This is a genomic window from Prevotella micans F0438 (assembly GCF_000243035.1).
Taxonomy (GTDB): domain Bacteria; phylum Bacteroidota; class Bacteroidia; order Bacteroidales; family Bacteroidaceae; genus Prevotella; species Prevotella micans.
This window is the reverse complement of sequence record NZ_JH594522.1, coordinates 437,006-458,632: the sequence shown is the minus strand read 5'-3', so window position 1 is coordinate 458,632 and position 21,627 is coordinate 437,006. Positions and strand designations below refer to the sequence as shown.

At 43.7% G+C, this 21,627-nt stretch carries 13 protein-coding genes and 1 tRNA gene; 9 read left to right on the top strand and 5 right to left on the bottom strand.

Annotation, left to right across the window (positions count from 1 at the left end):
• Positions 1–177 precede the first annotated feature (177 nt).
• Genes HMPREF9140_RS06395 through HMPREF9140_RS06385 form a run of 3 tightly spaced genes read left to right on the top strand, consistent with a single transcriptional unit; the run spans position 178 to position 2,044 of the window.
• A complete protein-coding gene (locus HMPREF9140_RS06395) occupies positions 178–960 on the top strand; it encodes a Rossmann-like and DUF2520 domain-containing protein (RefSeq protein WP_018571877.1) in 783 nt (260 codons plus the stop codon).
• Positions 957–1,475, top strand: a complete 519-nt coding sequence (locus tag HMPREF9140_RS06390; RefSeq protein WP_006952744.1) for a KdsC family phosphatase — start codon at positions 957–959, stop codon at positions 1,473–1,475. The genes HMPREF9140_RS06395 and HMPREF9140_RS06390 overlap by 4 nt, the downstream gene beginning before the upstream one ends.
• Complete coding sequence (locus HMPREF9140_RS06385; RefSeq protein ID WP_006952743.1) at positions 1,442–2,044, top strand: Maf-like protein; 603 nt, start codon at positions 1,442–1,444, stop codon at positions 2,042–2,044. Before HMPREF9140_RS06390 ends, HMPREF9140_RS06385 begins: the two co-directional genes overlap by 34 nt.
• Before the next feature lie 778 nt (positions 2,045–2,822).
• On the opposite strand, the gene HMPREF9140_RS06380 is transcribed toward HMPREF9140_RS06385, so the two are convergent.
• The 3 genes from HMPREF9140_RS06380 to fabD form a co-directional block, all read right to left on the bottom strand.
• The gene (locus tag HMPREF9140_RS06380; RefSeq protein ID WP_006952741.1) at positions 2,823–3,098 is read right to left on the bottom strand and encodes a winged helix-turn-helix domain-containing protein; all 276 of its coding nucleotides are present in this window, start codon (positions 3,096–3,098) and stop codon (positions 2,823–2,825) included.
• A 182-nt stretch (positions 3,099–3,280) separates the two neighbouring features.
• Positions 3,281–4,960, bottom strand: a complete 1,680-nt coding sequence (locus HMPREF9140_RS06375) for an alpha-amylase family glycosyl hydrolase (RefSeq protein WP_006952739.1) — start codon at positions 4,958–4,960, stop codon at positions 3,281–3,283.
• A gap of 94 nt (positions 4,961–5,054) precedes the next feature.
• Positions 5,055–5,942, bottom strand: coding sequence for an ACP S-malonyltransferase (fabD, locus tag HMPREF9140_RS06370; RefSeq protein ID WP_006952731.1), 888 nt, complete (start codon positions 5,940–5,942; stop codon positions 5,055–5,057).
• A 142-nt stretch (positions 5,943–6,084) separates the two neighbouring features.
• Here fabD and HMPREF9140_RS06365 point away from each other — a divergent pair, with 142 nt between their 5' ends.
• On the top strand, positions 6,085–6,933 hold the full coding sequence (locus tag HMPREF9140_RS06365; RefSeq protein WP_006952730.1) for a hypothetical protein: 849 nt from the start codon (positions 6,085–6,087) through the stop codon (positions 6,931–6,933).
• 909 nt (positions 6,934–7,842) lie between these two features.
• Here the strand turns inward: HMPREF9140_RS06365 and HMPREF9140_RS06360 are convergent.
• Both HMPREF9140_RS06360 and HMPREF9140_RS06355 read right to left on the bottom strand, forming a co-directional pair.
• The gene (locus tag HMPREF9140_RS06360; protein WP_006952727.1) at positions 7,843–8,862 is read right to left on the bottom strand and encodes a DUF4435 domain-containing protein; all 1,020 of its coding nucleotides are present in this window, start codon (positions 8,860–8,862) and stop codon (positions 7,843–7,845) included.
• A gap of 4 nt (positions 8,863–8,866) precedes the next feature.
• Entirely contained in the window at positions 8,867–9,685 is an 819-nt protein-coding gene (locus HMPREF9140_RS06355) for an AAA family ATPase (RefSeq protein ID WP_006952724.1), read from the bottom strand.
• Positions 9,686–10,017: 332 nt separating this feature from the next.
• On the opposite strand from HMPREF9140_RS06355, the gene HMPREF9140_RS06350 reads away from it, so the two are divergent.
• The 5 genes from HMPREF9140_RS06350 to HMPREF9140_RS06330 all read left to right on the top strand — a co-directional run bounded on the left by HMPREF9140_RS06350 (position 10,018) and on the right by HMPREF9140_RS06330 (position 21,445).
• Positions 10,018–10,099: transfer RNA gene (locus HMPREF9140_RS06350), tRNA-Leu, on the top strand.
• Positions 10,100–10,175: 76 nt separating this feature from the next.
• The gene (locus HMPREF9140_RS06345) at positions 10,176–11,702 is read left to right on the top strand and encodes a DUF3575 domain-containing protein (protein ID WP_006952723.1); all 1,527 of its coding nucleotides are present in this window, start codon (positions 10,176–10,178) and stop codon (positions 11,700–11,702) included.
• The gene (locus tag HMPREF9140_RS06340) at positions 11,699–12,253 is read left to right on the top strand and encodes a DUF3575 domain-containing protein (RefSeq protein WP_006952721.1); all 555 of its coding nucleotides are present in this window, start codon (positions 11,699–11,701) and stop codon (positions 12,251–12,253) included. The genes HMPREF9140_RS06345 and HMPREF9140_RS06340 overlap by 4 nt, the downstream gene beginning before the upstream one ends.
• 13 nt (positions 12,254–12,266) lie before the next feature.
• On the top strand, positions 12,267–14,714 hold the full coding sequence (locus HMPREF9140_RS06335) for a hypothetical protein (RefSeq protein ID WP_006952718.1): 2,448 nt from the start codon (positions 12,267–12,269) through the stop codon (positions 14,712–14,714).
• Complete coding sequence (locus tag HMPREF9140_RS06330; RefSeq protein WP_006952716.1) at positions 14,711–21,445, top strand: hypothetical protein; 6,735 nt, start codon at positions 14,711–14,713, stop codon at positions 21,443–21,445. The genes HMPREF9140_RS06335 and HMPREF9140_RS06330 overlap by 4 nt, the downstream gene beginning before the upstream one ends.
• Positions 21,446–21,627 lie beyond the last annotated feature (182 nt).

Genomic DNA, 21,627 nt, shown 5'->3' with positions numbered 1-21,627 from the left:
ATAGGTTTGTCGTGAGACAAGCCTTTTATTGTTTATAGCCTTCCAGTTAACGCTAATTACTGGGAGTCTTGTATCTGATTGCGGAAAGTGCTAGTACTAAATGTTGCTTATACGAAAGGCCATTAAAATGAGATAATGGGAGTTTTAAGCAGATGTCTACTTAATTTTGCCGCCATTATGAAAATAGTTCTCATCGGAGCCGGGAATCTGGCAACACATATCGGAGGAGCTTTGCAACGAGCAGGACACGAGATAACTCAGGTATATAGTAGGACGATAGAGGCTGCAGCTGAATTGGCCGAAAAATTGGGGGCATCGCACACGAACTGCATAGAGATGATTGTTCGCGACGCCGATGTTTACATATTCGCCGTGACTGACGCCGCACTTACCGAGATTATTCATGAGGTGTGCAACGGACGGGAAAATGGACTAATGCTGCACACATCCGGTTCGACTCCGATGGATTGTTTCCGGGGGATGGCGAAGCGATATGGAGTTCTTTACCCCCTGCAAACTTTCTCCAAGTGCCGCGAAATTGAGTTTACTAACGTGCCACTCTTCATCGAAGGATGCGATGCGCAGGTGGAAAGAGAAATCGATTTGCTGGCCGACGGAATATCGCATAATCACAGGCATCTGGATTCGGCCGACCGGCGATATTTGCATCTCTCGGCCGTTTGGGCGTGCAACTTTGTGAATCATTGTTATGACATCGCGGCTGGAATCCTCGGACAACGCGATATTCCATTCGACGTGCTACTTCCTCTCATCGACGAAACCGCCGCAAAGGTTCATCGACTTCCTCCTAACAAGGCTCAAACCGGGCCAGCCGTGAGATTCGACGAGAATATAATCCGTTCGCAGGCCCAGCTTATGTCCGGCGATTCGCGGCTCAAAGATTTATACGAACGAATGTCGACAAGCATTCATCAACGAAACAAAAAACAACAATCATGATTAATTACGACTTAAAGAAAATACGCGCAGTGGTATTCGATGTCGACGGCGTTCTCTCGGGCGAAACTGTTTCGATGGGCCCGGACGGCGAACCCCTCCGAACTGTGAATATGAAAGACGGATATGTAATTCAGCTGGCCGTTAAACTGGGTTTGCACATAGCCATAATAACCGGCGCACGCGACGAAAACATCCGCCGCAGGTTCGAGTATCTTGGTGTGAAGGACATCTTTCTCAATTGTTCTCGAAAAATCAAGGTTTGGAACGAATTGATGCAGAAATATGGGTTGCTCGAGGAGGAGATGATATATGTGGGCGACGACATTCCCGACCGCGATATTATGCTACGTGCCGGATGCGCCTGTTGTCCGAAGGATGCGTGCATAGATATCAAAGCCGTGTCGGACTACGTGAGCGACCGTATCGGCGGACATGGCGTTGGTCGTGACATAATAGAACAAGTTCTGCGCGCTCAGGGCAAATGGATGACATCAAGCGAGGCTTTCGGGTGGTGAAACAGAACTATAGAATAATCCTGGCCAGTGCGTCGCCGCGCCGTCGGGAATTACTTTCCGGACTTGATATTGAGTTTGAGGTGCGAGTGTTACCTGGAGTGTCGGAATCGTTTCCGAAGAATCTGCCAGTTTGCGACGTGCCCCAATTCATTGCCGTGGAGAAGGCCGAGCCTTATACCGGTAAGCTCGTCGAAAACGACCTTCTCATAACGGCCGATACGGTTGTTATTGTCGACAATCAAGTACTCGGTAAACCTGTCGACGCCCACGATGCGGCACGAATGTTACGGCTTATCAGCGGGCGAACTCACCAGGTTATCACCGGCGTTTGTCTTACAACAGTTTCCTGCCAGCGCAGTTTCTCGGTAACCACCGACGTAACTTTCAAACAGCTATCCAACGAAGAAATCAACCATTACATTACCCGCTACAAACCGTTCGACAAGGCCGGTGCCTACGGTATTCAGGAATGGATAGGCTATATTGGCGTAACCTCCATCAATGGCAGCTACTATAATGTTATGGGGTTCCCTGTTCAACGAATTTGGGAGGAAATTCAAAAGCTCTGATAATTGGTTTTATGCTTGCGGAAGTTCCGCCGCGCTCAAACCATTTTGTTTTATGCTTGCGGAAGTTCCGCAGCGCTCAAACCATTTTGTTTTATGCTCGCGGAAGTTCCGCAGCGTCGAAACCATTTTGTTTTATGCTTGCGGAAGTTCCGTAGCGCTCAAACCATTTTGTTTTATGCTCGCGGAAGTTCCGCGGCGCTCAAACTATTTGGTTTTATACTTGCGGAAGTTCCGCCGCACTCAAACCATTTTGTTTTATGCTTGCGGAAGTTCCGCCGTGCTCAAACTGTTTTGTTTTATGTTTGCGGAAGTTCCGCGGCGCTCAAACCATTTTGTTTTATACTTGCGGAAGTTCCGCGGCACTCAAACTGTTTTGTTTTATGCTCGCGGAAGTTCCGCAAGATCCAAACTATTTGGTTTTACTCCTGCACTCGTAATACAACGATTTTACACGTATGATACGTGGGGCTGGTTTAAGAACCCGCCTAGACTCACGGATGAACAAAGGATTATACGCGGGTACCAACTAGGGCAGCACGTCTGCATGTAGGGACAGACCCCGTGTCTGTCCGACACCCATGCCAATTTGGTCTACCCCTCCACATAACATATAAAAGAAATAATGATACCAGCGTCCGATGAGTTGGGAAACGCATATAAAATCTCAGGCACGCTTTCCCAAAGTTGGGATAGGGTAGGGGGAAATACAAAAGGTCTGCATACGTTCTAACCGTATACAGACCAATCGTGTTTAATAATATAAAATTTAATCTTCTGATTAAGCGAGAGTCATCTTGTTTGCCTCGTCTTTCACTTTGCCCTCTTTCAGGAGCCAGCCGATTCCGAGAAGTACTTCTTCCATGCTGATTTCTGCGGTTTTGGCAATCTCTGCCACTGTTAGTGCTTTGTTAGCTGCTGCGAGTGCGTTGTAAACATCGCCTGCTTTAAATCCCACATTCTCGGCATTGAGCATGTTGCCCATGTTTATGGCCTTTTGGGATGATGCTTTCTTGGCTGTTGTCTTCACTGCGCTAGTTGATTTCTTTTCTACCATAATTTCTTAATGTCTATTGTTTGTAAATCAGAATAATTCTTGAATAACATCTTGTTAATGATTGGTTGCAAAAGTAACGGAAATATCCGACAGGCTATAAGGTTTCATTTACAAAATGGCCTCATAACGGGGTGTAACAGAGCATTTCAGTGTTTTATTGACATGAATCAATAGTAAAGATTTCAGAACTTCATTACGCAACCGTCGTGAGGATGGACAGTGAGCGATACTGACTTGTCGCGCCGTAGTCGGAGAGTTTGCTTCCGAGAGGTTAGCAGGTCGGTTGCCGTTACGTCGCTTTCGGGAAGTGCGAGGAAGTCGAAAGCGTGAGCAGGAATGATTATGTCGGCTTCTTGAATTTGGTCGGAAAAATTGGCAACCACTAATAGAGTTTCGTTGTCTCTGCGACGCATGAAGGTGAAGAGGTGCCGACTGTCGAAGTGCGTGCTTTGCGGATTGGCGTACATGAGGTCGTACATCAGGCCTTCGGATATGATATTCCGGTTGGCTATACGTAGAATATTCTTGTAGATGACGCCCAGGTTGCGGGCGGTTTTGACGAGATGTTGGCGGTTTATGTAGCCGCGGTAGATGCTTTCGAGAGCCCAGTAGTCGAAGATTGTAGAGCGGCCGTCGCAGCCGGAGAATCCTTCTTTGTCCATTCCGAGTTCGCCATATTCCTGCCCGGCGTAAATCATGAGCGGATTCGGGCCGAGCAGTGCAGCCACCAGCATTGCGGGAATGGCTTTGGTGGGGTCGTTGGCGAAGAAGGTTGAGGCGATTCGTTGCTCGTCGTGATTCTCGAGAAAGTAGAGCATGTTTGACCGAATGTCGTCAGTTTGTTGCCATGCGAAGGTGATGTCGGTTGCTGGCCTGTGGTTGCAAATCACGTCTCGCAGAGTGTCATACATCCCCACTTTATCGTAGAGATAGTCGAATCCGGCGGCGATGTAATCTCTGTATTGTGCGGGATTATAGACCTCGCCGACAAAGATTATTTCGGGGAACTGTTGTTTCACCTTCTGTTTGGCATATTGCCAGAACTCGGTGGGAACCATTTCGGCCATGTCGCATCTGAAAACGTCGACGCCCTTTTGTGCCCAGAAGAGCAATATGTCGGTCATCTTTCGCCATGTGTCCGGGGTGGGAGAGAAGTGGTTACTTCGTCCGCCGGCGTCGCAATAATCTACTCCGTAGTTGAGTTTCACGGTTTCGAACCAGTCGTTTGCCCCGGGGTGAGCGTCGAAGCGGTCGTTGCCTGTGCATCGTGCCGGGAATTCTTCGTAGGGTTCGCTGTTTTGGGCATATTCTTCAACCGGAACGTCTGAAAGGTCGAGTGCGCATCCCGGGCAGTAGTAGAAGTTATTTTCGGCCGAGAAATGTTTTCCGCAGTCATCGTTTTCGCCCAGGTCGCTAACTCCGTCGGGCTTCGCGATGCTTTTATACTGGCGTGCTACATGATTCGGCACAAAGTCTATGGCAACCATCATTCCCTTTTCGTGAGTTCGTTTCACCAGCGCTTCGAACTCTTGCATACGTTTTGAAACATCTACGGCCAGATCGGGGTCGATGTCGTAATAATCGACGATAGCATATGGCGAGCCGGCTCTTCCTTTCACCACTCGTGGGTTTTGCGACGGTATGCCGAACCGGAAATAATCTGTTGTTGTTGCATGCCGCAGAATTCCGGTGAACCAGATGCAGTTTACTCCGAAATCGCGAATTTGTTTCAGCGTTTCAGACGTGAAATCGTTCATTTTGCCGACGCCATTTTCGGCTATTGTTCCGAATTCTTTCCGTGTGAGGTTTCTGTTGCCGAAGATGCGCACGAACGTTTGGTAGATGATTAGTTTTTTCTTCATAAATCTTTATGCAATGCTCCCCAATCTCCGCCCGTTTTCTAGTTGGGATAAAGGAGATTGGGGAGATGTGATTCTCTTATTCGTATAGCGAGTCTTATTCGGCTCCGTGAACGCTAACCGAGCTGTCGATTCGGCCAATCATTCCTTGCAGAGCTTTGCCAGGACCGCATTCAACGAACTCGTTTGCTCCGTTTGCAATCATGTGTTGCACGCTTTCTGTCCATCTGACGCTCGACGTTAGTTGTGCAATCAGATTAGCTTTGATTTCTTCGGGAACACTGTGCGGAAGTGAGTCGAAGTTTTGATAAACCGGACAGCTCGGCACTTTGAATTTGGTTGATTCGATGGCGGCCTGGAGTTCGTCTTTGGCTGGTTGCATCAGCGGCGAGTGGAATGCTCCACCCACTTTCAGCGGGAGGGCTCGTTTAGCTCCGGCGGCTTTCATCTTTTCGCAAGCTGCGTCGATGCCTTCTTGCGAACCCGAAATGACAAGCTGACCGGGGCAATTGAAGTTGGCTGCCACGACAATCTTGCCGCTCTTCGACACTTCTTCGCAGATTTCGACCACTTTTTCGTCGGCCAATCCGATGATTGCTGCCATCGTACCCGGATTCTTTTCGCAAGCTTTCTGCATTGCGTTGGCGCGGGCTGCAACGAGTTTCAATCCGTCTTCGAAGCTCAATGCTCCAACGGCGACGAGTGCCGAAAATTCGCCGAGCGAATGGCCCGCTGCCATCATCGGTTTGAAATCGGCTCCCATGCAGAGCGCCGAAACAACGCTGTGAATGAACACCGCCGGTTGAGTAACTTTGGTTTCTTTGAGTTGCTCGTCGGTTCCGGCGAACATAATATCGGTTATTTTGAAACCAAGAATATCGTTGGCCTTATTGAACATTTCTTCGGCCAGCGGATTCCTGTCATAGAGCTCTTTGCCCATTCCGATGAACTGCGAGCCCTGTCCGGGAAAAACGAATGCTTTCATTTCTGTCTTTACTTTTTATTGATTATGAAATTGGTAGGCGCAAAGGTAATATAATAAGAACGATTTGCCGATGAAGCGCCCTGCCGACGGGCGCTAAGCCCCTTTTTGCTAATTTTGCCTCCCGACACAAATAATCATCATTATGACACTTATTGCAGACAGCGGAAGCACCAAAACCGATTGGCTGATTGCCGATGCTTTCGAAAAGATTTCAGATTCCATCGTAATAAAAACCCAGGGAATAAACCCCGTCCACATGTCGGCCGAGACGATCGACGATATTCTTCGCCGCGAACTTCTCCCGAACGTTAATATTCCCATCGCTCGCGTGGCTTTCTTCGGTGCGGGATGTACTGCCGGTGCCGCCGAACGTATGGCCGAAGCTCTCCGCGTGAACTTTCCCGATGCCAGTATTGAGGTGCAAACCGATTTGCTCGGTGCAGCTCGCGCACTTCTTGGAAAACGGGCCGGAATTGCGTGTATCCTTGGCACCGGATCGAATAGCTGTCTCTACGACGGGCGGCAGATTCAGAGCAACGTTCCGCCGCTTGGGTATATTCTTGGCGACGAGGGTAGCGGTGCGTCGCTCGGGCGAATATTCCTCAACGCGATGTATAAAGGATTGCTTCCCGACCGGGTGCGCAAACTTTTCGAGGACGAAGAGGGGTTAAGTTATCCTGCCGTTATCGAGCGGGTTTATCGTCAGCCGTCGGCCAACCGTTTTTTGGCTGGATTATCGCCGTTCGTTTCCCGCCACAGCGATATTCCGGAGGTAAACGAGTTGGTGAACGAAAATTTTCGCGCTTTTTTCAGTCGAAACATCCTGGCCTATCGAACGGCCGACTTGCAAACCATTTCGGCCGTTGGCAGCATTGCCTTTTTCTTTGAAAAGAATCTACGCCAGGTTGCCGGAGAGTTCGGATTTACCTTGGATAAGGTTCTCAGATCGCCCCTCCGTGCGTTGGCCGAATATGCCGTCGAGGAAGAATAATCGGCATATTGTATACGGTATAATCTCACGTTGCACTTACTCGTTGAATATCATGAAATAGGGTCTGTCCACTCGGCCGCCAGGCCGCATGTAGGGACAGACCCCGTGTCTGTCCAATATCTCTTGCCAATTCTGTCTACCGACCGCATGATATATTCTGCTCTTATCTGACGGGGGCGGACAGACACGGGGTCTGTCCCTACTCTTATCTGACGGGGCGGCGGACAGTCGCGGGTGCCCACTCGGCCGCCAGGCCGCATGTAGGGACAGACCCCGTGTCTGTCCGATACCCCATGCCAATTTTGTCTACCGCCCGCATGATATATTCTGCTCTTATCTGATGGGTGCGGACAGACACGGGGTCTGTCCCTACATGCGGCCTGGCGGCCGAGTGGGAGTTTGTCTTAAATCGAGATTGCATAGGTTGTATTATTGTCGTCGTCGGGAGATATTTCCTGTCGACAGGTCAAGATTGTTGATAATATGCCTGGTCGCAAGTGACGTTCTACGGAATTTTCCCGAAAATTATCCAGCCTATCCGTGTTTATTGTAGAATATAATTTATATTACATAGCCGCCGTGAATCGCTTTTATAAAAATGTGTAAATCGAATAGCTGCCGTGAATCGCTTTTATAAATATGTGTAAATCGAATAGCTGCCGTGAATCGTTTTTATAAAAATGCGTAAATCGAATAGCCGCCGTGAATCGCTTTTATAAAAATGTGTAAATCGAATAGCCGCCGTGAATCGCTTTTATAAAAATGTGTAAATCGAATAGCCGCTGTGAATCGTTTGTATAATTTCGTTAGATTTACACAATTTATTCGGATTTTTTTGTGAGAAATAACCTGTATCGGGAGAGATTCGCTGTAGATACCTACCGATGTGGAGGATTATAGCTTGTTTTCTTAGTGCATCTCGACCGATGCGGCGTAATTCCGGTCGAGAAAGATGCGGATGTCATCCGTTAGTCGCTGAAACAAGTCGCAGGAGGTGTAGGCCGTGTTGCGACGAAGAGCGGAAAGGAGGTCGTCGATGCGTCGCTCGTAGCACGACAGCTCGTTGTGACGTTGGATGTTGTGACTGGCGCTGATGTTTATTTCGGTTTCGCGCTCGCGTATTAGTAGGTCGCAAACTTTCCGGAGGGCGGGCAAAACAACTGTGTCGAACAGGTGATGACCCTGGATGAAAAGATAGGTTGTCGATGGAGTTAGGCCGAGGCCGACGAGTTCGTCTTTCAGCTCCAGATAGCTTTGCTTGGCGTCGGGATGTTCGATTTGAAGTTGCTGAATCTTACGGTGTACTTTTCGCCTAACTTTATTGATAATTTCTTCGCTTCGCTCGATTGTGAAATGTCCTGTCTCGATTATGTGATTAAAGCTGGTGAGCGTGAATTGGGCGTAAATGTTGCGCCTGTAGAACCAAATGTTCCATACGAAAAGTGGGAATATAGCGCGACTGTAGGCTTCGAGATAGGCCTGGAAATCGAACATCGAATGGTCGTTCAGCGTCACGGCCACGGCCACATTGTGGAGGCTCGGAGCGTAGCACTGGAAATTTTCGATAGAGTATCCGTAAGTGTGGAAAACAAATGGATTGTTGTTCACTTCGCGCGAGGTGAGGGTGGTGTTCTGGAGAAGATAATCATAGTCGGCATCCACGCAGGCAATCATATTTTGTCCGGCGTTTCCGGCGATGAGGTTCATGAGCACCGATTTTTTTCCGCGGGTGAGCGATTGCTTGGAAGGAAGCATAACCTCGAAGAATATTCGCTCGTTTTCGAAACCGCTGAGCACGGTTCGCCAGAAAAATATATCGTCGTATGATTCAACATAGGCCACGATTTTCTGTCGGGCTTTTCTGCTGTTCAATCGGTTTGCGGCTTGGATGTAGTACGACGAAATGTTGTCGCGTAAATGTTTAGGCATTGGGCTATTTGTCGGTTATGTCGCTCACTTCGGTGACGCTGTCCATCCATCCGTTCATGATGACGGCCGGACTGTGGGTTGCCAATATGATTTGAACGTTAGGGTTCAGGTCGAGAATCAGGTCGATGAGCCGTTTCTGCCATTCGATATGGAGGCTCACTTCGGGCTCGTCCATGAAAAGCACGTAGCTCTGGCCGTCTTCAACCAACACAGTTAGAAGAATCACGAGCATCTGCTTTTCGCCACTCGAAAGCTGATAGGGCATTAGAGTTTCGCCGATTTGGGTGAATCGAATCTCGTTTTCCGATCGAATTATTTTCTTTCCGGTATCGGTGAACAGGTCGTCGATAATATCCTGAAACAACCGCTTGGGATGCGAAATGCGTTGCGCCTGTTCAGCTGCGTCGGCCGCTCCGCTTTGTAACGTGGCGATGATTCGGTTGCCGATATTCACCTGATAATCCAAATATTTCCTCTGCAACTGGAAGAGCTGCCAGTCGAGCTCTGTCGACAAATTGAGATTTATCTTGCTAATGCTCTCCATGTTGAGCAGCGGACGGTCGAACGAGCGGATTATGTCGTATCTAATCCAACGCGCATCTTCCGGATTCACGCGCAATCGTACGCCTTTCAGTAAATGACTCGGAAATTCTCCACCCTGCGACAAAACACGCACAACCTTATTCAATATCGTACTCTTCCCCACACCGTTTATCCCGCTGAGAATGTTTACTCGCCGGTTCAGCTCCCACCTGATGTGCTTTTTTCCACCCCAAAGTGAATCAATTTCAATCTCTTCGATGTAATCTGCAAATTTCTGCATAGCTCCTAGAACATTTTACTTGGCTTATCATCCACAATTTGGTTTATGTAAGCCGTCATTCTACAATATATCATCTATCATCCTTAGTATATAAGCCGTTATTTTAAATATATTCACGGTATATAGACCATTACTTTCGAAAGCTCAGCAAAAATAAAACATTTCTCCCTAACCTTTTTCCGTTTCCTATCTGGCTCACCTGTTCATTTTTGAATATTTCGAGAAAGCTAATAACCTGCTAACTTTCTGACTAATAGAGTTTGTACTTTGAATACGGAAATTAGAAAATATTTGGTGTTCTAAAAAAAACACATAACTTTGCCGCTCATAAAGCGCCTGTGGCGGAACTGGTAGACGCGCTAGACTTAGGATCTAGTGATTCCAATCGTGCAGGTTCGAGTCCTGTTAGGCGCACTATTGTTCAGAGGATGTCAGTTAGCATTTAACTTGTATTACTTCTTCGTAAAAAGATTATGACTTACTTAAAAATATGACTTACTTAAAGAAGAGTCTGGTTGCATTGGGGCTATTCCTGTTTTCCTTCCCTATGCTTCCAGAGGCGTATGGTCAGGGTTCTGTTTTATATTACAGTAAAGTGGATACTCTGAAATTTGGATCTAGGTTTAATTTCCGGTCGAATATAATTGACTGGGTAACATTGTCACCCAATTTGGGCATAGAGTTTACGCTCGGTAATAAAAACTGGCATAAATGGACTCTAGGCGCTTTTGGAAGAGTGAATTGGCGGACAAATATGAAGGAGAACACTTATCATGTTTATGATATTTACGACGGACGTTTAGAGTTACGGAAATACTGGCACGGAGCAGGTACGCGCCGTGTTTTTTATTGGGGTGTATATGCCGGAGCAGGAAAGTTCGACATAAAAATATCAGATATAGGCAGAAGGGGTAATTCCTTTTTCCTTGGTGGTATGATAGGAACAACTAACGAGCTCTATTCTTATAAGAATGGCGCTAGCTTAGATTTGGATTTGGCCGTATATGCCGGTGCAGTTATGGCTAAATACGATGAATATCGTCGAACTCTTCAGGGTGATAAATATATTTATAATGTAACATGGCCTGGCACAGGCTATAAGTTGACTTTCGATCCTTGGGTTTATGCAGCAACGACAGACATAGCACATGTCTCGTTGGTTTATCATTTCGGAACGAAAGTCTCAAATCGCTATAAGAAACGTGAATTCATTGATGATGAATATCGTTTGAAGCTGGCTAATGATCAGTATCGTGCCGATACATTGAAAGCTGCAGACCAAGAGCGTCAGAAATTGCTCCGTATAAAGAAAGCAAGAGAAAAGAAACTCGCAGAATATGCTAAAGCTGATAAAGAAGCAGCAGAGGCAGCTGAAGCTGAACTTAAAAAGCTGAGAGAAGATACGCTTAGAGCTGAAAAACTCGAGAGAAAGGAACAAAGAGCTTTAGAGAAAGCTAAACGTAAAGAACAAAAAGAACTTGAGAAAAAGCAGAAGGCTGAAGCTAAAGCTGCACAAAAAGCAGCCGCAGAAGCTGAAAAAGAGAACTCTCAACAAGCAACTGATGATAATGGAAAACTTTCTAAGGAAGAACGTAAGAAACAACGTGAATTAGAAAAAGCTCGAAAGAAAGAACAGAAGGAATTGGAAAAAGCTCAGAAAGCAGCCAAAAAATCAGGTGGAACGGTGAATGAAACTCCATCCGATGTTAAGACTGATAAAGCTGAGCTCAAGAGGCAACGTGAACTCGAAAAAGCTCGAAAGAAAGAGCAAAAAGAATTAGAAAAAGCTCAGAAGGCTGCCCAAAAAGCCGCAGGTAATATCAATTCTAATAAGAAGGATGAATCAGAAGCATTAAAGAAAGCCGAGAAAGAAGAACGTCAAAGGCAACGTGAACTTGAAAAGGCTAGACTGAAAGAACAGAAAGAGCTTGAGAAGAAACAAAAAGCTGAAGCCAAAGCTGCTGAAAAGGCAGCTCGTAAAGCTGAAGCAGATGAAAAGAAAAAGAGAGAGAAATGAGAAGGATAGTGTTAATACTGCTTGTATTGTGTAATGTGATGATTGCACGTGCACAGTCGTTCGCCATCAATACCGATGTGGCATTGTTAGCTTTGCAGACTTATAATATAGGTGCGGATATGACAATCGGCAACCGGTCAACTCTTGGGATGAGTGTATTCACTGTCAATCAACCTTATTGGCATAAGGGTATAAGAGTAACAGGTGCTCAACCAGAATATAGATATTATTTCGGTGGTCGTCCCTTATATCATTATTTTGTTGGTGTAAGTGGTTTGATAGTTGATTATAAATCAGATATAGATGGTAGACATTATGATGGAGTTGCTGCAGGTGCTGGTTTGACTTTTGGATATGTGGTGTCTATAACAAAACGCTTAACTATAGATGCTCATGCAGGTTTAGGGCTAATGTTTTTTGACCAGAAGAAAACAGTAGAAGGACTACCTGATCTTAAGACAACACTTAATACAAAGATGTCAGAAGGATATACAGGCTATGGTTTGATGCCTACAAAAATTGGTGTTACCCTTTCATATATAATAAGATAAGGAGGAATAAAGAATGAATTCAAGAAAAGTATATTGTCTTTCACTTCTTTTCCTATTGATTTTTATTCCAGTAGGAAAGGTTTCTGCTCAGGTAATGCATATTACGGGTAACATTTATAAAACTATGAAAGGTTTGGATGGAGGACATGATAATAGGATGCCCTTATCGGTTCCGGTTTATGTTTTTGATAATAAATCAGAGGCTAATCGGCAAGCAAACGTATTTCGTAGTAAGAATAAGGGACTTGGTGAAGAGGTAAAAATAACCAGTAATGCAACTGTAAATCCTGATTATGACGGTCATTTCGAGACAGAAGTTTCTGCTAAGGGAGCTTTACTTATTATTAATGATAATGAGGTGAAAGTTGTCCCAATAACTTCTGCTCTAACTTATGAGATCGTGTTTTCGGATGCAGCTAAGAGTATCCTTCTAGCAAATACAACGGTTATAGGTAAACAACAGGGGGTAAATATCTTGGAGATGAAACCTATTGATGATGGGCCTAATCTTCATTGGGATGTTACGATTCGACTTCCCGAATGGTACACGAGTGATCATTCTCGACTTATTTTTCAGCCTATGGCTATAGATTGTCAGACAGAAGATACTATACAATATCTTGAGCCATTGGTTTATGAGGGTAAGAGTTATCATCGTAATCAAATAAGGAGAAAGAGTTTCGACTATGATCGTAATGACTCTCTACATAGTTATTATATTTCTGATAAACCGACGACAGATTCTGCTTTTATATTCAGATGGCAAACGACATATTTAAAGCCTGATCCAGCTAGAAGTTATAAATGGGGGTCAATACTTCGAATTGCAGATTACACCCATGTGTATTTCAATGATAATTCTAGGAGTGGAACTTGTAATACCAGAAAGCCATGGAAATTTCTTGATGTCTCAATGGCTAAAAAGGAAATAGAGCTTACGCCACAATATTATGAACAGGCTCGTGCTCAACTTCGTGAGGTCCCTCGTAACTTGCAATTGACCTTTATTGTTGGAAAAGATGAACTCACGCCTGATTCTTCTAATCAAGTGAATCTCGATCGCCTTATAGGAGAACTTCGTTCTTTCGGTAGGTCACTAATGAACTTTACTGTTCAAGGAACAGCCTCTCCTGAAGGAAATGTTACGTTAAATACTAAGCTAGCTACTAGCCGTGCTAAAAAAGCATTAAGTATTATAGGTAGCCAAATTAGTAGTGCGGGCCTAGAAGTTAAAGAACCTTTGGTTTATACTTGGTTTGATGTAGCCGACTCTTTGGCTGATAGAGGATTAGTAACAGAATCTGGTATTTTAAGAGATTTTGCAACAAATAATAATGCTGCTGGAATTCGAGAGATGCAGATGACACCTGCCGTTCAGGAGATCTTGAATAATCAACGTCTAATGCGTTGTACATATACACTAAGACAGAATAAGATTCTTTCTCCAGACGAAGCCTTATGGGCATATTATAATGCTTCCGATTATCTGGAAGGTGGAACTAGTGCTTTTTCTAATGGTGACTATTATAATTTATTCCGTTCTATAAAGGATTCGACAGAGTTACGTAAACTGACTTATCGTGCTTGGAGAGAAAATAAAGGTAAAAGAACAATGAAGTATAGTCCATTTGCCGCATATTTAGCAAATCGTATGGCATGTTATGCTATAGATGATGATTCTATTGATTTGTCTATATTAGCTCCGTTTATTGATATGAAATCAGGATTAGAGATTTCTCGTCCAATATCTTTTGATAATTCATATTATTATATGGTAAATCGTCGTGAGCTTGTGGCAAACCAAGCTATTATGTATTTCAAGTCAATGAGATTAGGTGAGGCTTATCATTTGGCAGCCAAACTTCCTAACACAGATTCTTATAGGGATATTAAGATGTTTACAGATTTGGAAGTATTATTCTTTAAACAAGGAAAAACTCCCCAAGAACAGAGAAGGGCTGAAGAGGCACTTAGATATGTCATGAATTCTAATCTTGAGAATAATGTGATATTAAGCTTTGAACTTGCATCAGAGCTAGGAAAGACATATGATGATATAGAACCACTTGTTGATTCTTTACCTGATACTAATCCTAAGAAATGGTATATAAAGGCTGTTATAGAGGCAGATAAACCAGAAGTTAGTGATGCTGACTTCATGGAGCTTGCTACTAAATATGGAGCAGATGTGGCATTACGAATGACAGATAATAGTAACCCTGCTTTTCTAGCTTATTTCCAGCATTGTTTTGACATGAGGCCACAATATAGAAAATTTTATGAGACGGATGCAAATATCAGTGATGAGTGTCGCAAGAAGTACCCTTATGATGAGAAGAAAGCAGATCAATATCGTCAGAAATTTATAGACCTTATGGTTGCAGCTGGGAAAATGGAAGCTCCTAAGTCCGAAGTAGATGATATGAATGATACATCAAAAGAGAAGGAAATATCAGAATGAAGAAAATATCGATAATATTTGTAACCTTTTTTGGGGTTATAGGTATACATGCTCAAACTACCGGTGGTAAAGATTCTATTGCACAGGATTTGACAGACCTTGAAAGGAAAATTGCAACAGAAAATATAGTTGAGGATCAAGATACAATTAATCTTGGAGCACGTAAGCAGCGGAATTTTAATGCTCTACCTTATATAATGGACGACCGCCATCGTTATTTAGGAGATAGATGGGAAAAGGGTGGATTTTTTCGTCATACATTCTTTGACTTTGGTGCAGATATAGTCCTTTATCAACCAACAGTTGGGTATAAGTTTACTCCCCAAACAGGTATAGCCTTTCGTTTAGGTAAAGAGATAAGCCCAATGAGTGCTTTTCGGATAGGATTTGCGCGTGAGTTAGGTTTTGTTAGTAAAGAAAATAATGAAAATTGGACAACTCGTCTAAGTGCGGATTATTTGTTCAATTTCTCTAATTATTTATTGGGTTATCGCCCTGAACGTCCTTTTAGTGTATCAGGAATTTTGGGAATAGGATGGCAATATTCTAATCTAACCAGATTAAATGGTTCTAGTGTTGCTCCTTATATGAATTCAAAAGCTAATTCCTTTAATATTCATACAGGACTACAAATGAAATTTTTTGCAGGGTCTCATGCAGCTATTAGTATAGAACCTTTCGTTATGGCTGGTGCCGATGGGATGAATTTTACCTCTAACAAAAGTTTTAATCGTTTTGGGTATGGTGTAAATGCATCTTATATATGGTATTTCTATAATACTCTTTTACAACAACAGAATTCAGGAGAATTTAAGCGTCGTTTCCTTGAAGGTGAACGTTTGTTTTATGAGAATCCTTATTCTTCAGGATGGCGTAGACCTTGGTTCTTAGAATATTCTATGGGAACAAGCTTTTATGGACGTGTTCCTTTAGAGTTCCAAAAGACAGTTGGTTATGGTGTTAATGCTGGCATAGGTCAATGGCTTTCATCTGCTATTGGAGTAAGGGCCGGCTTAGATATAACTAACAATGCTTGGGTAAGAGGCACTTCTACAGAAAGTATGTTAGGTAAGTCGGGAATATATTTTGACGCTTTACTTAATCCTTTTGGTTTTACTCGTAAATACAACTGGGATAGTTCCGTTGGAATAAATCTTTTTGCTGGTTATGAATTGGGTAAACTTCAACTAGTGCATGCTAATTCTGCTGGTAAATCTATTGGTAATTATGCAGGTTATAGACTGGGAACTCAGCTTTGGGCGCGATTGTCTCATGACTTACATTTGACTCTTTCGCCTACCTATACTCTACTACAGCATCATGGATATGAACCTGTTAGAGAGAGATATGATCAGTTTGACCTTAGAATGGGACTTACAGTTCTTTTCCGAGATTATACCCGTCGTGAATATGATCAAATCCCTACAAGAAATGATTCTCCAGAACGTGGATTTATCCTAGGAGGAGGTCTAGGATGGAATACGACTGCTAATCGTTGGAGATATTCTGATTATAAAAGAGAGTTGTTATTAAATGGGAATGCTTTTGTGGGATATAATTTTAATATGTACCACGGAGTAAAGTTGATGGGAGATTATGTAGCAAATCCAATATGGGAGGATAATAGTGGTCATATGGAGAAACGTGTATTTAAGAATACATTCCTTTCTCTTGATTATCAGTTTAATCTCTTAAATGCGATGACAGGATATAATCCTCATCGTCGTTGGGGAGTTAATCTGTATTTGGGACCTTCTGTTATATTTAGTAATACTGATAAGAGTATAGACTTCGGAGCTAATTTTGGAGGTATGCTTTCATATAGAGTCTTGCGTAATCTCTCCCTTTATTATAGCCATACTGTATATTGGATGAGGCGCAATCATTATGATTCTCCTCAGGTTTATACAACTCCAGGCGCAGTAACAAATGTGCTAAATTTAGGTCTTCTATATAATTCTGATGGATTTTTCAGGACTTTTGTAAACTTACCTTGGCGTGACCTCTTTTATGGAGACCCATCTTCTGAGAACTGGCGCCGTCCTTGGTTTATTGACTATTATATAGGCCCAAGTTTCTATACTAATGTTCCTTTAGAATTTGGACAAACTAGAGGTTTTGGTGTAAGTGCTGGTTTGGGAAAATGGTTATCCCCAGCTCTTGGTTTTAGAGGTGGTGTAGACTTTAGCAACGCGCCATGGACAAAGAGTGGGATAGTTGAGAGTATGCTAGGCAAGGCTGGTGTTTACGCTGATATGCTTATAAATCCTTTTGGGTTTAAGCGTAATTATAATTGGGATAGTACAGTTGGACTAAATCTACTTGCTGGATATGAAATAGGAAAACTACAGATAGTTCATCCTAATGCAACTGGGAAAACTATAGGTGGCTATGGAGGCGTGCGTTTGGGCGGCCAGTTGTGGACTCGTTTGTCAGAGGACCTTAGACTAACTTTGGCACCAACTTATATGCTTTTAACTCATAGAACAGATGATCCTGGAAATAAACGCTATAATGAATTTGATGTTCGTATGGGTCTCACTATGATGTTTCGTGAGCCATCAAGACGTGATTATGATCAGATTCCAAATAAAAATGATCAACCTGAAAAAGGTTTCTTCTTGGGAGGAGGTTTAGGTTGGAATAGTGCAATTACACGTTGGCGCTATTCTGGCTATAATCGTGGTCTGGTTCTTAACTTAAATGGTTTTGCAGGATACAATTTCAATATGTATCATGGAATTAAGTTGATGGCAGAACATCTATCGAATCCTATTTGGGAAAATAAGGGTAGTAATATTGTAAAGAACACTTTCAACAATACTTTCCTTTCACTCGATTATCAGCTCAATATTTTAAATGTGATGACCGGATTTAATCCTCATCGTCGTTGGGGAGCTAATATATACTTAGGTCCATCGCTTGTGTTTAGTGATACAGATAAGAGTGTAGATTTCGGAGCTAATTTTGGTGGAATGTTATCGTATAGAATAATGCGTAATCTATCATTATTCTATAGTCACACGGTATATTGGATGCGTGACAAGCATTATGACTCTCCATTGATTTATACAACTCCAGGTGCATTAACCAATGCTCTCAATATTGGTGTGCTTTATAATTCGGATGGTTTCTTCCATGCTGTTGCAGGGCTACCTTGGAAGAGCTATCTTCTTGGTGATCCCTCCTCTTCAAACTTCCGTCGTCCTTGGTTCATAGATTATTCTGTTGGAACAAGCTTCTTTACTAAAGTTCCTTTAAGTTTTGGTAAGACAAACGGTTTTGGAGTTAGTGCAGGTTTAGGACAATGGATATCTCCAGTTATTGGTGCTAGAGCAGGTATAACCTTTGCTAATTCGCCATGGGTAGAAGGAACTAAGACAGAGAGTATGCTAGGTAAGGCAGGCATATATTTTGACGCTATGATTAATCCTTTTGGTTTTGTAAACACCAATTATAATTGGGATAGTAAGGCAGGACTTAATCTTATAGCAGGTTATGAAATGGGTAAGCTACAGCTTGTAAATGCTGCTGCAACTGGTAAAGTTATCGGTGGTTATGGTGGTGTTCGTTTAGGAGGTCAATTATGGACTCGTCTTTCAGAAGATTTCCGTTTGACATTGTCACCAATATATACCTTGATTAATCATAGAAGTGGTAACAGCTCTAATGATAAATATAACGAGTTGGATGTCCGACTTGGTTTAACTATGTTGTTCCGTGAGCCATCACGTCGCAACTACGACTCTATTCCAGCCAAAGGAGATATGCCCTATAGCGGATTCTTCATTGGTGGTGGTTTAGGTTGGAACAGTGCGATAACACGTTGGCGGTATTCTGACTATAACCGTGGTCTGGTTCTTAATGCACATGGTTTTGCAGGATATAATTTCAATATGTATCATGGGGCTAAGCTCATAATAGAGCATCTGTCTAATCCTGTTTGGGAAGATAATGGAGGAACGATGGTGAAGAACACATTTAAGAATACTTTCCTTTCAGTAGATTATCAACTCAACATTCTGAATGCGATGACAGGATTCAATCCTCATCGCCGTTGGGGAGCAAATATATTCTTAGGTCCATCGCTTGTGTTTAGTAATACTGATAAGAGTGTAGATTTCGGAGCAAACTTTGGAGGAATGTTGTCCTACAGAGTTCTGCCTAACCTGTCGCTCTTCTACAGTCACACTGTATACTGGATGCGCGACAAGCATTACAACTCTCCGCTTGTTTACACTACGCCAGGCGCGATAACAAATGCCCTGAATGTAGGTCTTCTTTATAATTCCGACGGATTCTTCCGCAACCAAGCATGGAAAGGATTTGTTTTTGGTGATCCCACTTCACCTAATTTCCGTCGTCCTTGGTTTGTGGATTATTCTATTGGAACAAGTTTCTATGGCAAGGTACCACTCGATTTTGGCAACACTGCTGGTTTTGGAGTTAGTGCTGGTCTGGGACAATGGATCTCTCCTGTTCTCGGAGTTAGAGCTGGTGCAGAATTTAGCAACTCTCCGTGGACTAAAGGTACAGATACGGAAAGCATGTTAGGTAAGGCTGGTGTGTATTTGGATGCTTTAGTAAATCCATTTGGATTCACTCGTAATTACAATTGGGATAGCGCAGTTGGTTTCAACTTCCTTGTCGGATATGAGATGGGTAAATTGCAGTTGGTGAATTCTACTGCAACCAGTAAGACGATTGGTGGTTATGGCGGTGTTCGTTTGGGCGGTCAGCTTTGGACTCGTCTGTCGAATGACCTTCGACTAACTTTGTCGCCAGTCTATACATTGTTGAATCATAGAAGTGGACAGCCGAGCAATGACCGTTATAATGAGTTCGACCTGCGTATGGGTATAACAATGCTCTTCCGCGAACCTTCACGTCGCCTTTACGACGAGACTCCTTCGAATAACGACCTTCCCGAACGTGGGTTCTTTGTCGGTGGCGGATTAGGTTGGAACAGTGCGATAACACGTTGGCGCTATTCTGGTCATAACCGTGGTTTGATTCTCAACTTCAACGGTTTTGCAGGCTATGATCTTAACATGTATCATGGCGTTAAGCTCATGGCCGAATATGTATCTAATCCGGTTTGGGAGAAGAATGGAGGCAACATGGTTAAGAATAACTTCAAGAACACTTTCTTGTCTTTAGACTATCAATTCAACATTCTGAATGCGATGACAGGCTATAATCCTCATCGTCGTTGGGGTGCCAATATCTATCTTGGTCCTTCGATGGTGTTTAGCGATGTTGATAAGAAAGTAGATTTCGGTGCCAACTTTGGAGGAATGTTATCCTATAGAGTTCTGCCTAATCTCTCACTCTTCTATAGTCACACCATCTATTGGATGCGTGACAAGCACTATAACTCCCCATTGCTTTACACCACGCCGGGTGCAATAAGCAATGCGCTCAATGTGGGTGTTGTTTACAATATAACAGGCTTAATTAATTCTTTGAATAACCGACGTGCAAGTGCCGGTGAAAGAGGAAATGGAAATGGAAATAAAGATGGCGATAGAGATGCAGCCATTGCAAGCTTGCAGCGTCCAGCATTCTTCGACTATGGATATGGTTACGGTTACTTCCCGATGCTCCCGATAAAGTCGAATCTCTCATGGGGTAGTGCTATGCACTTCATGGGTGGAGTATGGGCTACGCCCTTCTTCGGAGTTCGTGCAGGTTTCAACTTTGCGAAAGGAGCCGGTTTGAGCACACCATCAATCGATGGAATTTCCGGACATGAAAAGCTTCACTCGGTCGGATTAGGAACAGTTGCTATCGACGCTCTTGTTAACCCGATAGGCTTCTCCAGGAATTATAATTGGGATACACCTGCCGGATTTAACCTAATCTTGGGTTATCAAACTGGAGCAATGCTCATGAGCGACGCTCAACATCTGGATAAGAGCTTGAGCATATATGTTGACGGATTCCGTGCCGGTGCACAGATTTGGGTACGTCTGAACCGTGACCTACGTTTGAATATCGAGCCGGTTTATTCTACGCTTAATGCACATGGTCGTCTATTCTTAGACCCCAATACAACCACCGTATATCGTAGAATCGAAACCGGTACGAGCACACCACTCCGCGCCGGAAACAACTTCTCGATAAAGATGGGACTCACCGTTATGCTGAACCGCTTGACAGATGCTAACTGGAATGACAGTATTTCAAATCAGCCCACTAAATTCTTCACCGGAGTTGGTGGCGGTTGGAATATCCTCTTGAGTCGTCATCGCCTTGTTGAAAGTGGAGCCAAGCTCAACGGCCTCTTCTTCCTTGGATATCGTTTTAATCAATCGTCGGCAATTCGTGCCGGTTTCGAATTCATATCCGACCGGATGAAGACTCGTTTAGATATAGGTGGAGTAGAACAGTACAGTGATAAGCGTTACAATCTAGGTTTCGTTTCGCTAGCCTATCAGATGGATGTTCTGAGCGCATTCAGAGGCTACGCCCCGAACCGCAAAATAGATTTCAACTTCTTTGCTGGTCCGGCGCTTGCAATGCGTCTCAATGACAACAAGAAGATGGATGCAGCTTTGAACCTCGGTTTCCTAACCAACTACAAGCTCTCCCGCAACGTATCGTTGTTCTATAATCACAACATCTACATGTTCGGCGTCGGCAACGAAGATGTTCTGCCAACAGCAGGAATCCTCTCTAAGGTGACAGCGCTCAACACAATCAACCTAGGTTTGATGCTTCATTTCTAAGAGGAAGTTTAAATACCGAACAGCTATTGTAATAAAGGCCGTCTCAATGAATGAGATGGCCTTTTTGTTTGTTATGCGTGAGAACATCGTCACTCCTACTGGAGGATGATTAGTGATAACGATTCCACACAGGGGTTAATACATGTAGGCTAACGCCCGAGTGGGCAAGTTGTTTCTCGCTA